This window comes from Burkholderia humptydooensis (assembly GCF_001513745.1).
GTDB lineage: Bacteria > Pseudomonadota > Gammaproteobacteria > Burkholderiales > Burkholderiaceae > Burkholderia > Burkholderia humptydooensis.
Window position 1 is genome coordinate 2325417 of the sequence record NZ_CP013380.1, and the last position, 21346, is coordinate 2346762.

Sequence of the window (21346 nt, forward strand, 5' to 3'; positions counted from 1 at the left end):
GATGACGGCGGCTCGGTGAATCGACGGTCGCCGGGACGGGCGTCCCGGCACGAGCGCTTCATTCTAGACGCTGCGTCGATCCCATTCCTGCGCGTTTCGTGTCTCTTTTGCGAAAGCGGCGCGCGCTCACTGCTTCGCGCGCCGCTGGCGCACCGCTTCGTACAGGCACACGCCGCTCGCGACCGACACGTTCAGGCTCTCGACGCTCCCCGCCATCGGAATGAACATCACTTCGTCGCACGTGTCGCGCGTCAGGCGCCGCATGCCCTCGCCTTCCGCGCCCATCACGAGCGCGACGGGGCCGTCGAGCTTCGTGTCGTACAGGCTCGCCGTCGCGTCGTCCGACGTGCCGATCACCCACACGCCCGCGTCCTTCAGCTCGCGCAGCGCCCGCGCGAGATTCGTCACCGTGATGTACGGCACCGTGTCGGCCGCGCCGCTCGCGACCTTCGCCGCGGTCGCATTCAGGCCGGCCGCGCGGTCGCGCGGCGCGATGATCGCGTGCGCGCCCGCCGCGTCGGCCACGCGCAGGCATGCGCCGAGGTTGTGCGGATCGGTCACGCCGTCGAGCACGAGCAACAGCGCGGGCCCTTCGATCCCGTCGAGCAGCTCGGCAAGGTTCTGCGCGAGCGGCAGATCCTCGACGCGCGCGACGACACCCTGATGGCGCTCGGTATGCGCGAGCCCCCAGAGCCGCGTCTCGTCGGCGGCGATGAGGCGCACGCCCGCTTCCTTCGCCGCATGCAGGAAATCCTGCATCCGGCGATCGCGGCGCGTCGAATCGTAGAACACCTCCGCGACCGTCGACGCATCGTGCCGCATGCGCGCGGTCACAGCATGAAAACCGTAGAGAACCTTCAGACGTGACATGGCTGGAACAACCTTCGATCAAAACGCGCGGTGCGCGCACCGCATGGAAAACGGAAAGCGCCGCGCGCCCTTGCGGGTGCACGGCGTTTCGATCGGCGTCGCCGCATGCCGGCGACGCGCTCGATCAGTACTTCTTGCGCGAATGCGCCTTCTTCGCGGCCGGCTTCGATGCGGCGCCCTTCTTGCGGGCGGCCCGCGCTTCCTTCACCGCCGCGCTCGGCGCGCTCGCGGCCTTCTTGCGCCGCGCAGGCCCTTCGGCGGGCGACAGCGCACGCACGCGCGGCCCGCCCGATTCGGCCGCGGCCGCCGACGCCGCCGGACGCGGCGCCTTCACGGGCGTCTCGCGCACGAGGCGGAAATCGATCTTGCGCGCGTCGAGATCGACGCGGCTCACCTGCACGCGCACGCGATCGGACAACCGGTAGCGGATGCCCGTGCGCTCGCCGCGCAACTCGTTCTTGACCTCGTCGTACTGGAAGTAGTCGGCGCCGAGCTCTGTCACGTGCACGAGGCCTTCGATGAAGAGCGCATCGAGCTGCACGAAGATGCCGAACGACGTGACGCCGTTCACCATCCCGCCGTATTCCTCGCCGAGCTTGTCGCGCATGAAATAGCACTTGAGCCACGCCTCGACGTCGCGCGACGCTTCATCCGCGCGCCGCTCGTTCGCCGAGCAGTGAAGCCCGAGCTCCTCCCAGATCGCCGCGTTCGACCGCGCGCGCCCGCGCGCCTCGTCTTCCTCGCGCTGCATCGCGCGCGCGCGCGGCGACAGCGCGGTGTTCAGCTCGACGCCTTCCGGCGACTTCGGCGTGTACTTCCTGCCGGACAGGATCGCGTAGATCGCGCGATGCGTGAGCAGATCGGGATAGCGGCGGATCGGGCTCGTGAAGTGCGCATACGCGTCGTACGCGAGGCCGAAGTGACCGATGTTTTCCGGGCTGTAGACCGCCTGCTGCATCGAGCGCAGCAGCATCGGCTGCAGCATCTGCGCGTCGGGCCGGTCGCGGATGTGCGCCATCAGCGCCGCGTAGTCGCTCGCATGCGGCGTGTCGCCGCCGCCCAGCGTGAGCCCCATGTCGCGCAGGAACGCGCGCAGGTTCTCGAGCTTCTCGGGCGTCGGGCCCGCGTGCACGCGGTAGAGGCCCGGGTGCTTGTTGCGCTTGAGGAAATCGGCCGCGCACACGTTCGCGGCAAGCATGCATTCCTCGATCAGCCGATGCGCGTCGTTGCGCTGGCGCGGCAGGATCTGCTCGATCTTGCCTTGCGTATTGCAGACGATGTACGTCTCGGTCGTATCGAAATCGATCGCGCCGCGCTTCTGCCGCGCGGCGAAGAGCGCCTTGTAGACGCCGTACAGGTTCTGCAGGTGCGGCATCAGCTCGGCGCGGCGCGCGGCCTCCGGCCCCTTCGTGTTCGCGAGCACCGCGGCCACTTCGGTATACGTGAGCCGCGCGGCCGAATGGATCACGGCCGGATAGAACTGGTATGCCTTGATGTCGCCGCGCGCGTTGATGATCATGTCGCACGCGAGCACGCAGCGGTCGACCTGCGGATTCAGCGAGCAGAGCCCGTTCGACAGCTTCTCCGGCAGCATCGGAATCACGCGGCGCGGGAAATAGACCGACGTGCTGCGCTCGACCGCGTCGACGTCGAGCGGGCTGCCGGGCTGCACGTAGTGCGACACGTCCGCGATCGCGACGATGAGCCGGAAGCCCTCGCCGCGGCCGACCGCGACGGGCTCGCAGTACACGGCGTCGTCGAAGTCGCGCGCGTCCTCGCCGTCGATCGTGACGAGCGGCACGTCGCGCAGGTCGACGCGATAGCGCAGATCCGCGGGCCGCACCTTGTCCGGCAGCGCCGTGGCCTCGCCGAGCGCCGCCGCGCCGAATTCGTGCGGCACGCCGTACTTGCGCACCGCGATCTCGATCTCCATGCCGGGATCGTCGATGTCGCCGAGCACCTCGGCGACGCGGCCGAGCGGCTGCGAATGACGGCTCGGGAAATCGGTAAGCTCGACGACGACGACCTGCCCGACCTTCGCCTTCTTCACGTTCTGCGTGACGAGGATGTCGTGGCTGATCCGCTTGTCCTCGGGCGCGACGATGAGCGCGCCGTTCTCGTTCAGCAGACGCCCGATCACGCGCTTGTTCGCGCGCTCGGTCACCTCGACGACGTGCCCTTCCGGCCGCCCGCGCCGGTCATAGCCGACGATCCGCGCGAGCACGCGATCGTTGTGCATGACCTTCTGCATTTCGGCGTTCGGCAGGAACAGGTCGTCCTGGCCATCGTCGCGGATCACGAAGCCGTAGCCGTCGCGATGGCCTTGCACGCGGCCCGCGACGAAGTTGGACGGATGCGTCAACTGATAATGGCCGCGCTTGTCGAGACGGATCTGGCCGTCGCGCTCCATCGCGGCGACGCGACGGAAAAATCCTTCGCGCTCCTGACGCTTGATCGACAGCGCTTCGGCGATATCATTCGCGGCAAGCGGCGTGTCGCTCGTGCGCAGCACGCCGAGAATCTCTTCGCGGCTCGGGATGGGATACGGATACTTGCTCAAGGGCTTGTCGATGATTTTTCTCGTTGCGTTTGGCTTGCGCGACCGCGGCAAGCGGAGCCGAACGGGCGCGCCGCTCATGCCGCCCCATTCTAACACCCGCCGCTGCGGCGAACGGACCGCGCGCCGCGTATTGCGCCGCATGCGCCGCGATACGCGCGGCCGATCAGGGCTTCCGCATGAAGGCCCCCATGAATCAAGGCTGAGAGCGGAAAAGGTTGTTGTAAACATTTGGCGTCTCAGGTTTACTCTCGATTTTTGCCGGACGAGAGATGCCAACGATCATGGACGCGTTTGCCGAACTGCGGGACCCGCGCTGCCGCGCCTGCCGTTATCCGTTGCAGGAAATCCTGTTTGCCGCCCTGTGCGCGGTTTTATGCGGCGTGGAGGACTGGGAAACGATGACACTGTGGGGCCGCACGCAGCTTGCTTGGCTGCGTAGCCATCTGGCGTATGAGAACGGCGTGCCGTCGCCCGATACGTTTCGCCGGGTATTCGGCGCGCTCAGTGCGAAAGCGTTTGAGCGCTGCTTCATCGACTGGGTCGGGCAACTGTGTCCGGCGCTGGCTGGCCAGCATGTGGCGATTGACGGCAAGGCGGTGCGCGGCAACCGTAGCGGCACGCATGCGGCGCTGCATTTGGTGTCGGCATGGTGCTCGAACAACGGCTTGAGCCTCGGGCAAGTGAGCACGGCCGATAAGAGCAATGAGATCACGGCGATCCCGGAATTGCTGGCCGCGCTCGATTTGCAGGGCGCGACGATAACGATCGACGCGATCGGCACGCAGCACGAGATCGCACGCACGATCGTGGAGGCCGGGGCCGACTACGTTCTGGCGGTCAAGGACAATCAGCCGCGACTGGCCGAAGGCGTGCGCCAGTGGTTTGCGGCTGCCCAGGACGGCAAGCTCGAAAGCTCGTACTGGGAGCACACCGAACATGACAAAGGCCACGGGCGGCTGGAGACCCGGGTTTGCCGGGTCAGCGATGATGTGGCGTGGCTGAGCGGGACAGGACAGCACTGGGCGGGTCTCCAGCGGCTGGTGATGCTTGAGCGCACACGCCAGATTGGCGAGAAAGTGACGACCGAGCGCTGTTACTACATCAGCTCGAAAGCGGTGAAAGCAACTGAGATGGCTCCGATCATCCGTGCTCATTGGGGCATCGAAAACCAACTGCACTGGGTCCTCGATGTCTCGTGGGGCGAGGATGCCAGCCTGATCCGCGACACCCTGGCCGCCCGCAACATGGCCAGTCTGCGCAAGATCACACTCAATCTCGCCCGGCTGGCTCAGAGTCGGCAGCCCAAGAAGGTGAGCCTGAAGAACATCCGTAACCTCGCCGCATGGGATACCGCTATGCGTGACTCCATCCTCGGCCTTGCCTGACATGCCTCTTCATGCGGAAGCCCTGCGCGGCCGATGGGAAGTGTTGACAGGATCGTTCGGCCGTCTATAATAGCGATCTTTGCGGCACACACCTGCCCAGGTGGCGAAATTGGTAGACGCACTAGGTTCAGGTCCTAGCGGTGGCAACACTGTGGAGGTTCGAGTCCTCTCTTGGGCACCAGATTCAAAAGCCAGCGCAAGCTGGCTTTTTTCTTTTATGTGTGAGGCGACATGCGTCCCGTGAACACCGTCTTCAAGAAATTTTGGTCTCTCCCCAAATTTCTGTTGACAGATTTCATAAGACGTCTAAAATAGCGCATCTTGCTCGATGCAGCAGTGCCCAGGTGGCGGAATTGGTAGACGCACTAGGTTCAGGTCCTAGCGGTGGCAACACCGTGGAGGTTCGAGTCCTCTCCTGGGCACCATAAGGCTGTTCAAGGTAGTACAGAGAAGTCCAGAAGACCCCGTAAATCATTGAATTTGCGGGGTTTTTTTATTGCCGCCCAACCCGGAACACGGCAAGCCAGGCGCAGACGAGTACGTTTTTGAGTACATCGACATCGAAAGTTCGAAATCACGCCGGGAATGCACGCCCTATCGTGCTTCGCCAGATAGTAGGCAACGCATGCGTTCTTTGCGTGCGCGACAGCGGGTGCGCTACGCTCGATCCGGCCTCGTATCGAGGCTTGAAATTTAAGCGCTTAAAGTCTTGAAGACGACACCCCCTTGCCCGACGGGGTCCATCACATGGAGGATGACGATGAACAGACGATCGATGCTGCGCTGGAGCGTTACAACCGCGGCGCTCGCGTGCCTCGACCTGGCCGGCCCGCTGCCGGCCTTCGCGCAACGCACTGCGCGCGGTGCGGCAGCGAGCTCGTTCGCGATAGGCGCCGACGTCTCGACGCTGCCGGAACTCGAAGCCCACGGCGCGAGTTTCTTCGACCGCGGCGGCGCCTCGCGCGACTGCCTGAAGATCCTGCGCGCGCACGGCGTCGACGCGATCCGCATCAAGGTCTGGAACGATCCCGGCAACCCGGACTTCTTCCCCGCGAACCAGAGCGCCGCGGCCGGCTACAACGATGCGGCGCACGCCATCGCGCTCGCGCGACGCGCGGCCGCGCTCGGGATGCGCATCCTGATCGACTTCCACTACAGCGACTGGTGGGCCGATCCGGGCAAGCAATACCCGCCGCATGCGTGGGCCGGCAAGAACCTCGCGGACACCTGCGCGCTGCTGTCCGCATACACGACCGACGTGCTGCGCCGGCTTGCACGCGCCGGCGTGCGGCCCGAGTGGGTGCAGATCGGCAACGAGATCACGGGCGGCATGCTGTGGCCGCTCGGCCGGTACGATCAGTGGGACAACCTCGCGCAATTGCTGAAGACGGGCCACGACGCGGTGAAGGCCGTCGATCCGCGCATCAAGGTGATGCTGCACATCGACAGCGGCGGCGACAACGGGAAAAGCCGCTGGTGGTTCGACAGCGCGGCGCAGCACGGCGTCGCGTTCGACGTGATCGGCCTGTCGTACTACCCGCAATGGCAAGGCTCGCTCGACGACCTGCGCAACAACGCGAACGATCTCGCGGTGCGCTACGACAAGGAGCTGATCGTCGTGGAGACCGCGTATCCGTGGACCACGAGCGATGGCGATTCGGAGCCGAACTCGATGACGAATACCGGATCGACGGCCTTCCAGCCGTCGCCGGCCGGTCAGGCGCAGTTCCTCGCAGCCGTGGTCGACATCGTCAAGGGCGTGCCGGGTAATCGCGGCTCGGGCGTGTTCTGGTGGGAGCCGGAATGGATTCCGACGCCGGGCGTCGGGTGGAAGCTCGGCGCCAGCGATCAATGGGACAACAACACGCTGTTCGACTTCCACGGCCATGCGCTGTCGTCGCTCGACGCATTCCGGCGACGCTGACCTGCCGCCGCACTGGCGCGCGCTGCGCGTCAGTGCGGTGCGTCGAAGCGGCTGCGCGGCCGCTCCGACGCATCCGTCGCACTTGTCTCACGTGTCGCGCCGGCCCGCGGATCGCGCGCATCGTAACCGAGCAGCGCGAGCGCCACGAGTGCGAGCGCGCCGCAACCCGCGAACGTCGCGCGATAGCCGCACAGGTCGACGAATGCGCCCGACAGCACACCCGCGACGATCGAGCCGACACGTGCCGTACTGAAGAACATCGCGGTCGCGGTGCCGGAACGTGTCGGCATCAGGTCGCACACGCGCGTCATGCCGAGGCACGACGTGATCGCGACCACGCACGCGCTCAGCAGTTGCAGCGGCAGGATCGCCTCGACGCGCGTCACCGCCGCGAGCCCCGCGAAATACGCCGCATGCACGGCCGCGCAACCCGTCAGCCAGCGCGCCTTGTCCAGCCGCGTGGAGCGGACGCCGAGCCACAGCATCATCGGGATCTCGAGCAGCGCAGCGAGGCCGAGCGCAGCCGACACGTTCGTCGGCGTGCCGCCCAGCCCGCGCACGATATATAGCGGCAGCACGATCATCGTCGCGTTCGCCGCGAGGCCGATCAGCATGAGCGCGGCGAGCGTGCGCAGCACGACCGCACGCGGCGCGACCGCGCCCGGTGCCGCATCGACCGACTGCGCCGGATCGCCGCCGGCTGCGCTCGTCATGGCGGACCCGCCCGCTTCGGCCGCCGCCGGGCGGCGCGTGGGCTCCGGAATGCGCGCGACGATCACCGCGCACGCGACAAACCCGGCGGAGGCCGCGAGAAAGAGCCCGGTGAAGCCCGTCTGCGCGAGCATCAGCGCGCCGAGCGCCGGGCCGAACACCCAGGCGGCCGACAACATCGTACGCAGCGCGGCCAAGGCCAGCTCGCGCTGCGCGTCGCTGTCGGCCGGCAGCACCGCACGCGCGAACGAGAAGATCTGCGACAGCGACACGGCGCCCGCGCCGAGCAGGATCGTGCCGGCTGCGATCACGGGCATGGGCGCGCGCAGCACGCACAGCAGCGCGAACCCGAGCGCGGCGGCCGCGAGCGACACGACGAGCAGCGGCCGGTGGCGATCGCGGCGATCGGACCAGCGGCCGGCCCACGTACTCGCGACGACTCCGCTCGCCGCGATCAGCGTCATGAACACGCCCGCGAGGAACGGCGACATTGCGGCCGCCTCGACGCCGAACAGCGACAGGTACGGCGCGGTAAACGACATCGCGACGCCCAGCATCAGCGCCGCGGCGGACAGCGGAACAAAATGCGCAATCCCGGCCAGCCCCGCGAAACGCGATCGCAGCGCCCGCATCGCGTCAGTCCGGCTCGACCCATGCGGCGACATCGACCGCGCCGAGCTCCGGCCCGCCGACCACGAAGCGCGCACCGGCCGGCGCGGACAGCGTGCACGGCGCGTCGCCGTAGTTGAGCGCGAACACGACGCGCCCGCGGCGGCGCAGTCTCAGGCCGTCGGGCAGCGCCGCCGCCGGCAATCCGGCGTCGCGCGCGCAGCGGCCGACGATCGTACGCAACAACGCACGATCGAAGCACGCGGTCGCCATCGTCACGTGAGCACGCCGCACCAGCGCCGGCACGCCGTCGTCGAACGTCGCGAGCACGTCGACTCCGGCCGCCGCATCCGCGTCGACGTGATCGCGCCATTTCACCGCGTGGCCATCGACGCCGTCGAACGCGACACGCGGCGCAAGCGACGGCCGCAACGATTCGACCTGTGCGATCCGCATCGGCAGCACGTCGCGCAGCTTGCCGGGCGCAAGTCCCGGCACGATCGAGAAGTCGGCCGTGCGCGAGCCCGTGCGCGGCCCGAACAGCCAGTGCGTGCCGCCGCGCGCGACCTGGGCGGCAACACGGTCCGGAACGACCGGCAGCGTCGGCGCGACCGCCAGCGCATAACGCGACACGTCGGCATCGGCCGCGACGATGTCGACGTCGAGCCCCAGCTCACGCAGCGCGCGATACCAGTCGAACGCGTGCTGTTGATAGTCGAAATCGACGCCGTGCGGCTGGATCCGGATCATCCAGTCGGCCTCGTAGTCGAACAGCAGCGCGACGCGCGCCGGAGCGGCTGCGCCCTCGACCAGCGCGCGGTCGAATGCCGCAAGCTCGCGCGCAACGCGCGCCGCTTCATGCCCGCCCGCCGACAGCCGGTCGTCGGGTGCGTTCAGGCCCGAATGCAGTTGCTCCTGCGCGTGCGGATACTGCCGCCAGCGGAAATACGATACAAGCTCCGCGCCGTGCGCGAACGCTTCCCACGTCCACAGCCGCACCGCGCCGGCATGCGGTACCGGATTGTGCGGCCCCCAGTTGACGGGCCCCGCCTGTTGCTCCATCACCCACATCCGGCCGTTGCCGACCCCGCGATACAGGTCGTGCGAAAACGCCGACACGTCGGGGTGGCCCGTGCGGGCCCAGCGATGCTTGTCCTGCTCGTCGAGTGGCAGCACTTCGGTGCGCGGCACCGGGTAGCTGTCCCACGCGGCGACATCGAGGCCGCCGCGCGCGAACGCATAGTGATCGAATTCGGTGAAAAAGCCCATGAAGTTGTGCAGCACGTCGCGCCCCGGCGCATGCGCGCGGATCGCATCGACCTGCACCGCATGAAAACGCGCGACCTCGTCCGACTGAAAGCGCCGGAAGTCGAGCACGTGCGCGGGATTCGCGTCGGTCGGCGTATGGCGCGGCAGTTCGATCTCGTCGAAGCTGCGATATTCCATGCTCCAGAACACGTTGCCCCACGCGCGGTTCAACGCGCCGACGTCGCCGTAGCGCGCGGCGAGCCACGCGCGAAAACCCGCCAGCGCCGCGCGCGTATAGCTCGGCAGCGTGTTGTGGCAGCCGAGCTCGTTGTCGGTCTGCCACGCGATCACGGCCGGATGCGTGCCGTAGCGCCGCGCCATCGCGCCGACGATCCGCACGCAATGCTCGCGATAGACGGGGCTCGAGATGTCGTAGTGGCGACGCGAACCGAACTGCCAGGCGGCGCCGTCCGCGCCGACCGGCAGGATCTCCGGATGACGGTCGACGAGCCATTTCGGCGGCGCGGCCGTCGGCGTGCCGAGCACGATCTTCAACTGCCGGCGCGCGAGCGTGTCGATCGCTTCGTCGAGCCACGCCCAGTCGTAGCGGCCGGGCTCCGGCTCCATCCGGCTCCACGCGAATTCGGCGATTCGCACGCGGCTCAGGCCCAGTTCGGCCATCCGCCGAGCATCGCTGTCCCATTGTTCGCGCGGCCAGTGTTCGGGGTAGTAGCAAACGCCGAGGTGCATCATGGATTCCCTGCAGGAAGAAAGAGGATTGGACGGATCAGCCCTTGGTCGCGCCGAACGTGAGCCCCGCGACGAAGTGCTTCTGCATCGCGAAGAACATCAGGACCGACGGCAGCGCGGCGAGCACCGAGCCGGCCGACACGATGTTCCAGGCGGTCGTCCACTGCCCCTTGAGCGCGGCGACGCCGACGGTGATCGGCGCCGCGTCGTCGCCTTGCGTGAGGCACAGTGCCCAGAAGTAGTCGTTCCACACGAACGTGAAGACGAGGATCGCGAGTGCCGCGAGCGCCGGCCGCACGAGCGGCAGCACGACGCGCCGGTAGATCGCCCACTCGGACGCGCCTTCGACGCGCGCGGCCTCGATCAGCTCGAACGGCAGCTCGCGGATGAAGTTGCGCAGGAACAGCGTGCAGAAGCCGGTCTGGAACGCGGTATGGAACAGCACGAGCGCCCACACGGTGTTGTAGAGGCCGACGCCTAGCATGATCTGCCGCACCGGAATCATCAGGATCTGGATCGGCACGAAATTGCCGGCGACGAACAACCCGAGCAGCACGAGGTTGCCGCGGAACCGGTAGTTCGCGAGCGCATGACCCGCCAGCGACGCAAGCAGGATCGACGCGGCGACCGACGGCACCGTGATCAGGATGCTGTTCGCGAAGTAGTGGAGCATCGGCGTCTGCGTGAGCGCGGTGCCGTAGTTGTCGACCAATGCGAACTGCTTCGGCCAGCTCCAGTAATGACCGGCCATGATCTCGTCGGTCGAGCGGACCGACGTGACGAGCACCGCGAGCAGCGGCACGAGCCACAGCGCGAGCGCGCACGGCAGCGACAACCGGTACAGCCAGCGGGCAGGACGTCCCCAGCGGGACACGGGCATCGGGTACATGTTGGCGATCCTTATGATTCCACGCGCACCAGCTTGCGCAGTTGCCACACGATATAGACGAGCATGATCGCGAACAGCACGACCGCGATCGCGGCCGAATATCCTTCGCGGTAATACTTGATCGCCTGGTCGACCATGAAGTACGCGAGCACGGTCGAGCTGTCGAACGGGCCGCCGCCCGTCATCACGGAGATCAGGTCGAAGCTGCGCAGTGCGCCGATCACGGTCAGCACCACCGCCATGAAGGTGGCGGGCCGCAACTGCGGCAGGATCACGTGCCACAGCAGCGTGAAGCCGCGCGCGCCTTCCATCCGAGCCGCCTCGACGATTTCGCCGTTGATGCCGGTCAGCCCGGTCAGATAGAGGATCATGCAGAATGGAACCTGCGGCCACAGCGCGGCGGCGATCACGCCGTAGGTTGCATAGCGCGGATCGCCGAGCACCGGAATGCCGTGCCCGACGATGAGCTTGAGCAGCCCGAAGGTCGGGTCGTAGAACCACGAGAACACGAGGCCGACGACCACGCCCGGCAGCACGAACGGCGCGAAGAACAGCGACTTGACGAGCCGGATCCCGAACACGTTCTGGTTCAGGTACAGCGCGAGCGCGAGGCCGAGCGGCGGCGCGGCGAGGAACAGCGCGAGCCACAGCACGTTGTTCTTCAGCGCGACGTAGAACGTATCGGACTGCAGCAGCTCGCGATAGTTGTCGAGCCCCGCGTACGTCATCGGCGTCATCCCGTCCCAGTGATGAAAGCTCAGCCAGATGCTGCTGACGATCGGATACAGCACGAACATGGTGAAGAGCGCGAAACCCGGCAGCACGAACAGCAGCGCCGCGCGGTGGCGCCGGCGCGCGAGCGACGCACGTGCATGCCGCCGCGGACCGGCCTCGCAGCGCGCGGCACTTTCGGACAGGCTGGTTGACATGAGATGACCTTCGACGAAACGGACGAAACGGACGAAACGGGCGCAACGGGCGTGACGGTGACAACGAAGCACCGGACCGGCGCAGCCGGCCCGGCCCTGCTGCGCTACTTCCGGTAGATGCGCTTGCGGGTCTGCTCGAGACGCTGCAGGATCGCATCGAGCTGCGTCGGGTCGGACAGGAACTGCTGCATCGCCTTCATCCCCTCGTCCGCCATTTCCTTCGTCATGTCGCGATCGTAGAACTGCGCGATGCCGCCCGGCGTCGCCGCGAACGTGCGGAAGCCGATCTTCGAGATCGGGTCCTGCGGCTCGGGCGCCTTGTTGTTCGACGGCAACTGTCCCATGCCCTTCGCGAACTCGCCATTGATCGCGGGTTGCCCCATGAACGCGAGCAGGCGGCGCGCATCCGTCTTGTTGCGGGCCTTCGCCGGAACGATCAGCACATTGACCGGGCCGTCCTCGGCAAGCGGCACCGACGCGTCGAGCACCGGGAAGCGGAAAAAGCTGATCGGGTTGCGCGTTGCGCTCAGCAGGCCGGCCGAATACCAGGTGCCCATCAGCGTCATCGCGGCCTGACCGTTGACGATCAGCGGGCTCAGCGAATCGACGTCGTAGGACAGCGCGTTGTCGATGAAATACTTGTCGTCGATCAGCTTCTTCCATGCCGCGTACACGGCGCGCACGCGCGGATCGGTATAAGCGACGTCGCCCGCCATCAGCTTCTGATGGAACGCATAGCCGTTGATCCGCAAGTCGAGGTAGTCGAACCACGCGGCCAGCGTCCATGCATCGCGCGCAGCCACCGCGATCGGTGCAATGCCCGCCGCCCTCAGCTTGCGACAGGCGTCGAGAAACTGCGCCCAGTCGGCCGGCTCGCCATGAATGCCCGCCTTCTCGAACAGATCCTTGCGGTAGAACAGGCCGTACGCGTCATAGCCGAGCGGCAGACTGTAGAGCTTGCCGCCGTATGTCGACGACTGCTTCACGGCCGCATACGTGTCGTTCCAGCCGTTCTTCTGCCAGTCCGCGCTCAGGTCCTCGATCAGCCCGCGCTTCGCGAAATACGCGAGCCGCTCGCCGTTGTTCCAGCTCAGCACGTCGGGCGGATCGGTCGCGAGCCAGCCGGACATCTGCACCTTGTACGCCTCCTCGCCGACGTAGCTGACCTTCAGGTCGATGTCCGGATTCGCCTTGTGGAACTGGTCGAACACCGCTTGCCACGTCGCGCGCTGGTTGCCGCGCGCGGCGACGTTCACCTTCAACGTGCCCGCGTCGGCCGTTGCCGCGGCGAACGCGGCGGCAGTCGTCAGGGCAAGCAGCAGTCGGCTCGCACGAAGTCTCATCGTTGTCTCCTGGTATTGGCGTGATGGGTGCCGCGCCGCGCGCGGCGGATCGGCGCGGCGCCGCTACGCGAACGCCGCTTCGGCGTGTGCGGCCGGCAACGCGATGCCGGCCTCGTCGAACAGGTGGCAGCACGACGGCGGCACGCGGAACGCGCGGCGCTCGCCGCGCCGCAACGCGACCTGGCCCGGCAATTTCGAGAGCAGCGGTACGCCGTCCGGCTGGTCGAGATGCACGTACGCCGCTTCGCCCAGTTGCTCGACGAGCGCGACGTCGCGGACGATCGCGGGCATATCGGTGTCGCCGGACGGCGCGACCGCAAGATGCTCGGGACGGACCCCCAGCGTCACGCGCGCGCCGCTGCCGGTATGGCGCGGCAATGGACGATCGCGCAACGTCAGCGTCTCGCCGGTGCTGTCCAGACGCAGGCGGCATCCGTGTGCATCGCTCGATACGACGGCCGCCGGCAGGAAATTCATCCGCGGCGAGCCGATAAAGCCCGCGACGAAGCGGTTGGCCGGCCGGTGATACAGCTCGAGCGGCGCGCCGGCCTGCGCGATGCTGCCGAAGCGCGCGACGTCGTCGCCCGCGTGCAGCAGCACGATCCGGTCGGCCAGCGTCATCGCCTCGATCTGGTCGTGCGTCACGTAGACGGAGCTCGATTGCGTGAAGCGTGCATGCAGGCGCGCGATCTCGACACGCGTCTGCCCGCGCAGCGTCGCGTCGAGATTCGACAGCGGCTCGTCGAACAGGAACACACGTGGCTCGCGCACGATCGCGCGGCCGATCGCGACGCGCTGCCTCTGGCCGCCCGACAGTGCCTTCGGCTTGCGCTCGAGCACCGTGTCGAGCTGCAGCACGCGCGCGGCCTCGGTCACGCGGCGGCGGATCTCGTCCTTCGGCACGCCGGCGATGCGCAACCCGAAACCGATGTTGTCGAACACGGTCATGTGCGGAAACAGCGCATAGCTCTGGAACACCATCGCGACGCCACGCTCGGCAGGCGGCGTGTCGTTCATTCGTGTGCCGCCGATCTGCAGTTCGCCTTCGCTCACGTCCTCGAGCCCGGCAATCATCCGCAACAGCGTGGATTTGCCGCAGCCCGACGGACCGAGAAACACGCAGAACTCGTGCGACGCGATCTCGAGGTTCACGTTGCGCAGCACCGGCGCATGGTCGCCGTAGCGCTTCGAGACATCCTTCAATGAAATGGCGGTCATCGCACTCTCCTCTCCTGAATCACACGCGTCGAATCCATAGATTTAAACGCTTAAATTTTGATGGTGCGATCAGCCCGCTTCGCCGTACCATGTCGTCTCCTTCATGTGATGCGTTCAGAAATTAGCGTATCGCCTGTTTCTGCGCAACTTGTGGGACGCACTCCCAGAATATGAGCAAACACGCCCCCTCTTCACCCTTCCCGCACGACGCTGCCCGACCGACCGGAGGCCTCGCATGGTGACGCTCGCGCAAGTCGCGCGGCGCGCGAACGTCACCGCGGCGACAGTTTCGAACGTGCTGCGGAATCCGCAGAAGGTGAAGCCGGCGACCGTCGAACGCGTGATGGCGGCGATTCGCGAACTCGGCTATCGACCGAACCTCACCGCGCGCGCGCTCGCCGAGGGCCGCACGTCGACACTCGCGCTGATGCTGTCGAACATCACGAACCCGTTCTATCCGGAGTTCGTGCTCGCCGCGGAGCGCGAGGCGCGCAAACGCGGCCATTATCTGCTGGTGTCCAACACCGACGACGATCCGGCGATCACGCGCAATTATCTCGAGCGGATCGCCGGCACGCTGGCGGCCGGCGCGATCGTGATGAACACCGACCTCGCCGAGGCCGAACTCGCCGACATCGCGCGCCGCGGGGCGGCGATCGTGCTGTGCATGTGGGAGCATGTGCACGCGTCGCGCACACTGCCCTGCGTGACCGTCGATTTCGCGGCGGCGGGTGCGCTCGCCGCCGCGCACCTGTCCGAGCTGCGGCATCGCGCATTCGGCGCACTCGTCGGCAAGGGCTCGGGCGGCCCGCAGTCGTTGCGGCTGCGCGGTTTTGCCGACGAACTCGCAGCTCGCGGCCATCCGGTGGATGCGCTGACGACCGTGTCGACGCACGATTCGATCGAAGGCGGTTACGAAGCGGCCGCCGCGCTGCTCCGGGCGAAGCCCGACCTCACCGCGCTGTTCGCGACCAACGACCTGATGGCGATCGGCGCGATGCAGGCGGCCGCCGATCTCGGCCGGCGCGTGCCGGCCGACCTGTCGGTCGTCGGCATGACGGATATCCAGCTCGCGCACCAGTTCCGCCCCGCGCTGACGACGGTCCGATTCCCGACGTCACTGATCGCCGCGCGCGCGATTGCACTGACGCTCGACATGATCGACGGCTTCGAGCCGGCCGCGGCCGTGCATACGATCGGTGCGCCGGAGCTGGTCGTGCGGGAGTCGACGGGTGCGGCGCGGGGTTGAAGCCGCCCGGCAGGCGCCGCGGTGCCGGGCGGCGACGCCGGCCCGGCGCGGTAAAGCGGCGGCGGGCGCCGATGGACTCAGGACATCGGCGCCCGCAAGCGGCCCGAAGGCCGGTCAGACGGCGTCGGCCTTCATGCTCCCTTTCCGCCGAACGCCTCACACTCCGCCTTGTCCCACCGCGTCTTCACGACGCGGTTGTCCGAATCGAACTGAACCTGATACCGGCAGGTCTCGACCTTTCCAGCATGACGGAACTGGAACAGGTAGTTCCACGTCCGCACATGGAAAATCCACTCGTGGAAATGCGGCGGCCCGAGCAGTTCGTACAACTGGTTCTTCGTCACGCCCGGCTGGACCTGCGCGAGGTTCGCGAGATTCGGATACGTGCCCTCGGGCAGCGTGGCCGCATCGGGCGACGGGAACGGCGGATCGCCCTGCTGCGTGGCGCATCCGGTCAGGCCGGCGGCGAGCAGGGCCGCGGCTGCGAACTTTGCAAGATTTGCGTTCATGTTTGCCATTGTCTGAATGGAAGGGAAACGGCGCGGGCCGCGGCTCACCACTGATATCCGGCACCGACCACCGCGCCGTACGTGCCGCGCGTGTTGGTCGAGACGGCCGCCTTGTAGATCCAGTGGTTGTTCTCCGAAATCGTCGAAATGCCCAGCGCCTGTCCCGACTGGCCGCGATACACGCTGCCGGCCAGCGCGACCATGCTCTTGCCGGGGCCGGACGGTTGCGGCAGGCCGGCCACGGCCATCGCCGTCGCCGTGCCGCCGTCCGCATCGCGGCGGTAGCTGTCGAGGCTGTTGCGCAGGCTGGCGACCTGGCCGTCCGTATAGCTGTTCGCCTGCGCCAGCGTATTGGCGACGCTGGCGTTCAACTGGTTCACGTTGACCGCATCGGTCCCCTGCGTACCGGCCGCGACGTTGACGACCTGGCGCGCCGAATTCGCCGAGCCGACCGCGACGACGTCCGACCGCCCGCCGTCGTTACTGCCCGTGCCGATCGCGGCCGAATTGCTGCCCGTCGCGGTGGACCCGACGCCGATCGCGGTCGATCCGTTGCCGGACGCCAGCGCCCCGTTGCCGACCGCCGTGCTGTTCGAACCCGATGCGACCGCGCCCGAGCCGCCCGCCGACGAGTTCGACCCGGTCGAGCCCGGCGGCACGTTCGTGCCGCTCGGATTCGTCGTGTACGAACCGCCGAGGTTCGACGTGCGCTGGTTGATCAACGTCGTCAGTTGGCTGGCGACCGAATCGAGCTGCGACACGTTTACCGCATCGGTGCCGTTTTTCCCTGCGGCGAGACCTGTGATCTGCCGGTTGCCGACGTTGACCTCGCCGGCCGAGGACTGCGGGCTGCTCAGGCCGTACGCGATGTAGTTCGTCAGCGCGCCGACCGTGGTCAGCGAACCCGCGCCGAGCGCGACGCTGTTCGCGAACGTCGCCGATGCGCCTGCGCCGAGCGCAAGCGCGTCGGTCGCATTGCTGCGCGCACCCGAGCCGAGCGCGACGCTGCCCACACTGACCGCGACCGCGTTGGCGCCCTGCGCGACCGACTGCGCGCCCGTCGCCGTCGCGCCGCTGCCGAGCGCGATCGCGTCGGCCTGCGCGGAACTCGCGGCCTGGCCGATCGCGACGCCGCCCGGCGCGGTCGCATCGACGATCGCGCCGTTGCCGATGCCCACGCCGTTATCGCCGTTGACGACCGTCGTGGGCCCCACCGCAACCGATTCCGCGCCGACCGCGAGCGAATCCCCGGACGTCGAGTTCGCATGGAAATACTTCTGGCCCGTCACCGCGAACGACTGTAACGCGCCGGCCAGTTGCCGCACGGTCACTGCATCCTGCTGCCCGGTGCCGTCCGCGACGTTGGTGATCTGGCGATAGGTCTTGCTGGTCGCGTCGCCGACCGATACCGCGCCGAGCAGCGTCTGGTCGGTCGTGTCGAACGGAATCGACGCGCTGCCGTTGCGGATGATGCCCGAGGCGGGCACCGTCGCGCGGTCGGCCACCGAACCGGCGCCGAGTGCGATGCTGCCATCCACCTTCGATACCGCGTTCGGGCCGATCGCGACACTGTCGACGCCCATCGCCTGGCTGTCCGGCGCGGTCGAGTTCGCATGAAAATACTTGATTCCGTGTGCGTTGATGTTGTCGATCGCCGAACCGACGTTGTTGTTGATCGTCGTCGAGCCGTCGCCGTTGTACGTCACGTACGACGGCGCCGAAATCGCTCCGGTCGTCGGATCGTAGGCGGCCCCGCCGCCGATCGCGCCCGCCGTGCTGTTGCCCAGATTGTTGTTGTTCGTCGCGATCGAGCTGAGACCGGTCGACAGCGAACTGATGCCCGTCGACGTCGCGGAGGACAGCGACGTCAGGTTGCTGTTCGTGCTCGACAGGCCGGTGGACAGCGAGCCGACGATCGTCGACGTCGCGGTCGACAGCGACGTGATCGAACTCGTCGTCGAGCTGAGGCCGGTGGACAGCGAACCGATGCTCGTCGACGTCGCGGTCGACAGCGACGTCACACTGCTGTTCGTCGTGCTCAGGCCCGTCGACAGCGAAACGACGCCGGTGGACAGCGAACCGACGATCGTCGACGTCGCGGTCGACAGCGACGTCACACTGCTGTTCGTCGTGCTCAGGCCCGTCGACAGCGAAACGACGCCGGTGGACAGCGAACCGACGATCGTCGACGTCGACGTCGACAGCGACGTGATCGAACTGTTCGTGCTCGACAGGCCGGTGGACAGCGAGATGATGCCCGTCGACGTCGCCGTGGACAGCGAGGTGATCGTGCTGTTGGTCGAGCTCAAACTGGTCGACAGCGAGCCGACGACCGTCGACGTGGACGTGGACAGCGACGTCACTGAACTGTTCGTCGAACTCAGGCCCGTCGACAACGAGCCGACGACCGTCGACGTCGCCGTGGACAGCGAGGTGATCGTGCTGTTGGTCGAGCTCAGCCCCGTCGACAACGACGACACGCCGGTCGACAACGACGTGATGCTCGACGCCGTCGACGTCGACAGCGAGTTGACCGCCTGGTTCGTCGCATCGAGCTGCGAACCGTTGATCGCGTCCGTGCTCGCCGAACTGATGCGCCCGGCCGCGACGTTGGTGATCTGGCGCTCGGTGCCCGACGCGCCGACGCTGACGACGCTCGTCGGCGTCGTGCCCTTGAAGTTGTACGTGACGCCGCCGATCATCGCGCTTGCCGTCGGATTCGGCGCGGCGGTCGTCGAACCGGAGCCAAGCGCGACATCGCCCGCGTTGTTCGCCACAGCCGACGCGCCGAACGCCACCGCGCCCGCCGCCGCCGCCGTCGACGTATTGCCGAGCGCGATCGAGCCGGTGCCTTGCGCGTTGTTCGTATTGCCGATCGCCACCGCGCCGTCGCCGTTCGCCGTGTTGTTCGAGCCGGCGGTGACCGCGCCGGTGCCGATCGCGGTGCTCGGATCGCCGATCGCCACCGCGCCGTTGCCGCTCGCCGTCTGACCTTCGCCGAGCGCGACGGCGCCGGTGCCGCTCAGCACCTTCGAGTTGTTGCCGCCGGCGATCGAGCCGGCGCCTGCTGCGGCGGCGACCGAGTTGGTGTCGCCGATGGCGACGGTGGAGCCCGCCGCCGCCACGCTGTTGATGCCGATCGCCGTCGCATTCACGGCCGATGCGGTCGCACCGGAACCCAGCGCGGTCCCCGATATGCCGGTCGCGAGCGCGAGATTGCCGAGCGCGACGCCGAACTCCTGTGTCGCGTTCGACTGCACGCCCATCGCGATCGAACTGATGCCCGACGCGTTCGCGCCCAGGCCGTATGCCATCGCCTGATCGGCACTGGCCGTCGTGCTCGAACCCAGTGCGATCGAACTGATGCCGAGCGACTGCGTGCCCGATCCGGGCACGCCGGCGGTGCCGCCCCAGCCGATCGCGATCGACGACGTGCCCTTCGCGCCGCTGTTGACGCCCATCGCGACGCCGGAATTCCCGGAAGCCAGCGCGCCGCTGCCGACCGCCACGCCGGCCGCGCCGGAACTCGTCGCCTGGTTGCCGAGCGCGACCGTTCCGGTATCGGTGGCATGCGACGCATAGCCGAGCGCGACGCTTTGAGCTCCGGACGCAATCGACCCGAGACCGAGCGCGGCTGCATATTGGCCGGAGGCCAGCGCATTGTTCCCGAGCCCGATGGCGGAAACGCCGGTCGCGGAAGCGCCGCTGCCGATCGCCACCGTGCCGCTTTGGGTCGCACTCGTAAGGTTGCCGATGGAAACCGAGTAGTCGCCGTTAGCGATAGCCTGCACGCCGAGCGACGCGCTATTAACGCCGTTCGCCTGCGCGTTGATACCGACAGCGGTAGACCCGCTGCCTGTCGCGTGCGCACCTGGGCCCAACGCCGTGGCGGAAACACCCGTCGCCGTCGACAGGTTGCCAAACGCGGTGGCATTCTCCTGCGTGGCAATCGAACCGAGGCCGATCGATATGGAACTGGGGCCGCCAGTGGCGGAACCGCCATCCTGCGAATACTGCGCATGAGCGCCTGTCTGGAACAACCCGAGATACGCAGACGCCGTCAGCACGGCCAGCCGCCGCCGCGACATCAGCGAAGGCGTTCCCGCGCTTGCCCCGGTCCCCGTGTTCGTGGCGGGCGTCGACGCGCTCCGCGACGATGCGACACGCTTGCCGCGTGCCCGATCATGCTCCGACGCTGCAACCCAGGCCCCCAATGCTTCGTTCCAGATCGACTTGAACGACTTGTTCATCTTGTCTTCCCTCGGTTCCCATGTGCTGGATGACGCAACAGCGAACGCGGCGGCCGGCGAAAAACGCACCCTTTCCGTTTTCGCCCGCCTCGCGACGCCCCGTTATTTGATTCGCATTACCAATGAAACTGACGAACAGCGCTGCCCGACACTCACGATGAATATCGCGATCACGCGACCGCACGCCGCCCGTGCCCTTCGGCACGATGCGCGACGGCGATCGCCGGTTATCGGATCATGGAAGTCGACGTCGCCGCCGAAACGGCGGCGCGATGCGCCGCGCGCCGCAAAAAGACGCGCGCGTGCGCCGTCGCGCCGAACGAAGGGCGACCTCGAATCTCATGGGAAAGCGGCGTTCTGACGCCGGATGGACGGTTGCCGGCCCGCACCGCAGGCGGCCCGTCATGTTTCATTCGGGAGGAGGATGAAGTCGTTCAGTCCCGGGGGCTGAAGCATGCGTCGCCGGATCGCTGACGCTGACAGCCGACCCCGGTTCGATCGAACCGGTGCCCTGACCTGCCATGCTTGTCGTGCTCATATTTATCGTGCCCGCCTGATTCGATAGAGCGCCACGCGCGACCGCCCCCGAATGGATCGAACTGCCGGCGGCCAACGCGAAGTCACTCACTCTTTCCGTTCGGCTACCGGACGAACTTTCCGGATTTCCGGAAAAATCGATGGCTTGCCGAACGACCCCTGCACCGAATTAATTGCTTGAATTTCCTCGACGATTTCTTCTTGCTAGACGCCCCATATCTTTACAGGCCTCATAATTCCCAGCTTGCCTTATATATCAACACATTCGAGAAAATATGAAGCTTTCGTTACCTTCGCGCTGGCCACCAGCCTGTCGCCATGCCCTCGGATCTGAAAGAACCGATTCCAACCTCACCTGGCCTAGT

General features: G+C 67.1%; 14 protein-coding genes and 2 tRNA genes. 6 read left to right on the top strand and 10 right to left on the bottom strand.

Going from position 1 to position 21346, the window contains the following annotated elements; all coding sequences use genetic code 11:
- Window positions 1-126: 126 nt before the first annotated feature.
- Both rlmB and rnr read right to left on the bottom strand, forming a co-directional pair.
- Window positions 127-870 (bottom strand): 23S rRNA (guanosine(2251)-2'-O)-methyltransferase RlmB, encoded by a 744-nt coding sequence (rlmB, locus tag AQ610_RS10495; protein ID WP_006026588.1) that lies wholly within the window; start codon window positions 868-870, stop codon window positions 127-129.
- Window positions 871-994: 124 nt separating this feature from the next.
- A complete protein-coding gene (gene rnr / locus AQ610_RS10500; protein WP_006026587.1) occupies window positions 995-3430 on the bottom strand; it encodes a ribonuclease R in 2436 nt (811 codons plus the stop codon).
- 269 nt (window positions 3431-3699) lie between these two features.
- Here rnr and AQ610_RS10505 point away from each other — a divergent pair, with 269 nt between their 5' ends.
- From AQ610_RS10505 to AQ610_RS10520, 4 genes are all read left to right on the top strand, one after another.
- The gene (locus AQ610_RS10505) at window positions 3700-4815 is read left to right on the top strand and encodes an ISAs1 family transposase (protein WP_006029871.1); all 1116 of its coding nucleotides are present in this window, start codon (window positions 3700-3702) and stop codon (window positions 4813-4815) included.
- Window positions 4816-4909: 94 nt separating this feature from the next.
- A tRNA-Leu gene (locus AQ610_RS10510) sits at window positions 4910-4996 on the top strand.
- A 157-nt stretch (window positions 4997-5153) separates the two neighbouring features.
- Window positions 5154-5240: transfer RNA gene (locus AQ610_RS10515), tRNA-Leu, on the top strand.
- A 335-nt stretch (window positions 5241-5575) separates the two neighbouring features.
- Entirely contained in the window at window positions 5576-6739 is a 1164-nt protein-coding gene (locus AQ610_RS10520; protein WP_043282668.1) for a glycoside hydrolase family 53 protein, read from the top strand.
- A 29-nt stretch (window positions 6740-6768) separates the two neighbouring features.
- Here AQ610_RS10520 and AQ610_RS10525 read toward each other — a convergent pair whose 3' ends face one another.
- From AQ610_RS10525 to AQ610_RS10550, 6 genes are all read right to left on the bottom strand, one after another.
- Window positions 6769-8082, bottom strand: a complete 1314-nt coding sequence (locus AQ610_RS10525; RefSeq protein ID WP_006026585.1) for a sugar efflux transporter — start codon at window positions 8080-8082, stop codon at window positions 6769-6771.
- Window positions 8083-8086: 4 nt separating this feature from the next.
- Window positions 8087-10057, bottom strand: a complete 1971-nt coding sequence (locus AQ610_RS10530) for a beta-galactosidase (RefSeq protein ID WP_043282667.1) — start codon at window positions 10055-10057, stop codon at window positions 8087-8089.
- Window positions 10058-10094: 37 nt separating this feature from the next.
- The gene (locus AQ610_RS10535; RefSeq protein WP_006026583.1) at window positions 10095-10946 is read right to left on the bottom strand and encodes a carbohydrate ABC transporter permease; all 852 of its coding nucleotides are present in this window, start codon (window positions 10944-10946) and stop codon (window positions 10095-10097) included.
- An 11-nt stretch (window positions 10947-10957) separates the two neighbouring features.
- Window positions 10958-11875, bottom strand: coding sequence for a carbohydrate ABC transporter permease (locus AQ610_RS10540; protein ID WP_006026582.1), 918 nt, complete (start codon window positions 11873-11875; stop codon window positions 10958-10960).
- Between the two features lie 104 nt (window positions 11876-11979).
- Window positions 11980-13218 (bottom strand): ABC transporter substrate-binding protein, encoded by a 1239-nt coding sequence (locus AQ610_RS10545; RefSeq protein WP_006026581.1) that lies wholly within the window; start codon window positions 13216-13218, stop codon window positions 11980-11982.
- A 63-nt stretch (window positions 13219-13281) separates the two neighbouring features.
- Complete coding sequence (locus AQ610_RS10550) at window positions 13282-14436, bottom strand: ABC transporter ATP-binding protein (RefSeq protein WP_009917109.1); 1155 nt, start codon at window positions 14434-14436, stop codon at window positions 13282-13284.
- A 235-nt stretch (window positions 14437-14671) separates the two neighbouring features.
- Here AQ610_RS10550 and AQ610_RS10555 point away from each other — a divergent pair, with 235 nt between their 5' ends.
- Window positions 14672-15685, top strand: coding sequence for a LacI family DNA-binding transcriptional regulator (locus AQ610_RS10555; protein ID WP_009917110.1), 1014 nt, complete (start codon window positions 14672-14674; stop codon window positions 15683-15685).
- A 131-nt stretch (window positions 15686-15816) separates the two neighbouring features.
- Here the strand turns inward: AQ610_RS10555 and AQ610_RS10560 are convergent, their stop codons facing one another.
- Complete coding sequence (locus AQ610_RS10560; RefSeq protein WP_006026578.1) at window positions 15817-16194, bottom strand: outer membrane protein assembly factor BamE; 378 nt, start codon at window positions 16192-16194, stop codon at window positions 15817-15819.
- 44 nt (window positions 16195-16238) lie between these two features.
- The gene (locus tag AQ610_RS10565) at window positions 16239-20444 is read right to left on the bottom strand and encodes a YadA-like family protein (RefSeq protein ID WP_059213564.1); all 4206 of its coding nucleotides are present in this window, start codon (window positions 20442-20444) and stop codon (window positions 16239-16241) included.
- On the opposite strand from AQ610_RS10565, the gene AQ610_RS37285 reads away from it, so the two are divergent.
- Window positions 20428-20805, top strand: a complete 378-nt coding sequence (locus tag AQ610_RS37285) for a hypothetical protein (protein WP_231748910.1) — start codon at window positions 20428-20430, stop codon at window positions 20803-20805. The genes AQ610_RS10565 and AQ610_RS37285 overlap by 17 nt on opposite strands.
- Window positions 20806-21346 lie beyond the last annotated feature (541 nt).

Bases quoted from the DNA above. Each gene is read 5' to 3' on its own strand.
- rlmB (WP_006026588.1), bottom strand. From the start codon at position 870: ATGTCACGTCTGAAGGTTCTCTACGGTTTTCATGCTGTGACCGCGCGC.
- AQ610_RS10505 (WP_006029871.1), top strand. From the start codon at position 3,700: ATGCCAACGATCATGGACGCGTTTGCCGAACTGCGGGACCCGCGCTGC.
- AQ610_RS10520 (WP_043282668.1), top strand. From the start codon at position 5,576: ATGAACAGACGATCGATGCTGCGCTGGAGCGTTACAACCGCGGCGCTC.
- AQ610_RS10525 (WP_006026585.1), bottom strand. From the start codon at position 8,082: ATGCGGGCGCTGCGATCGCGTTTCGCGGGGCTGGCCGGGATTGCGCAT.
- AQ610_RS10530 (WP_043282667.1), bottom strand. From the start codon at position 10,057: ATGCACCTCGGCGTTTGCTACTACCCCGAACACTGGCCGCGCGAACAA.
- AQ610_RS10535 (WP_006026583.1), bottom strand. From the start codon at position 10,946: ATGTACCCGATGCCCGTGTCCCGCTGGGGACGTCCTGCCCGCTGGCTG.
- AQ610_RS10540 (WP_006026582.1), bottom strand. From the start codon at position 11,875: ATGTCAACCAGCCTGTCCGAAAGTGCCGCGCGCTGCGAGGCCGGTCCG.
- AQ610_RS10545 (WP_006026581.1), bottom strand. From the start codon at position 13,218: ATGAGACTTCGTGCGAGCCGACTGCTGCTTGCCCTGACGACTGCCGCC.
- AQ610_RS10550 (WP_009917109.1), bottom strand. From the start codon at position 14,436: ATGACCGCCATTTCATTGAAGGATGTCTCGAAGCGCTACGGCGACCAT.
- AQ610_RS10555 (WP_009917110.1), top strand. From the start codon at position 14,672: ATGGTGACGCTCGCGCAAGTCGCGCGGCGCGCGAACGTCACCGCGGCG.
- AQ610_RS10560 (WP_006026578.1), bottom strand. From the start codon at position 16,194: ATGAACGCAAATCTTGCAAAGTTCGCAGCCGCGGCCCTGCTCGCCGCC.
- AQ610_RS10565 (WP_059213564.1), bottom strand. From the start codon at position 20,444: ATGAACAAGTCGTTCAAGTCGATCTGGAACGAAGCATTGGGGGCCTGG.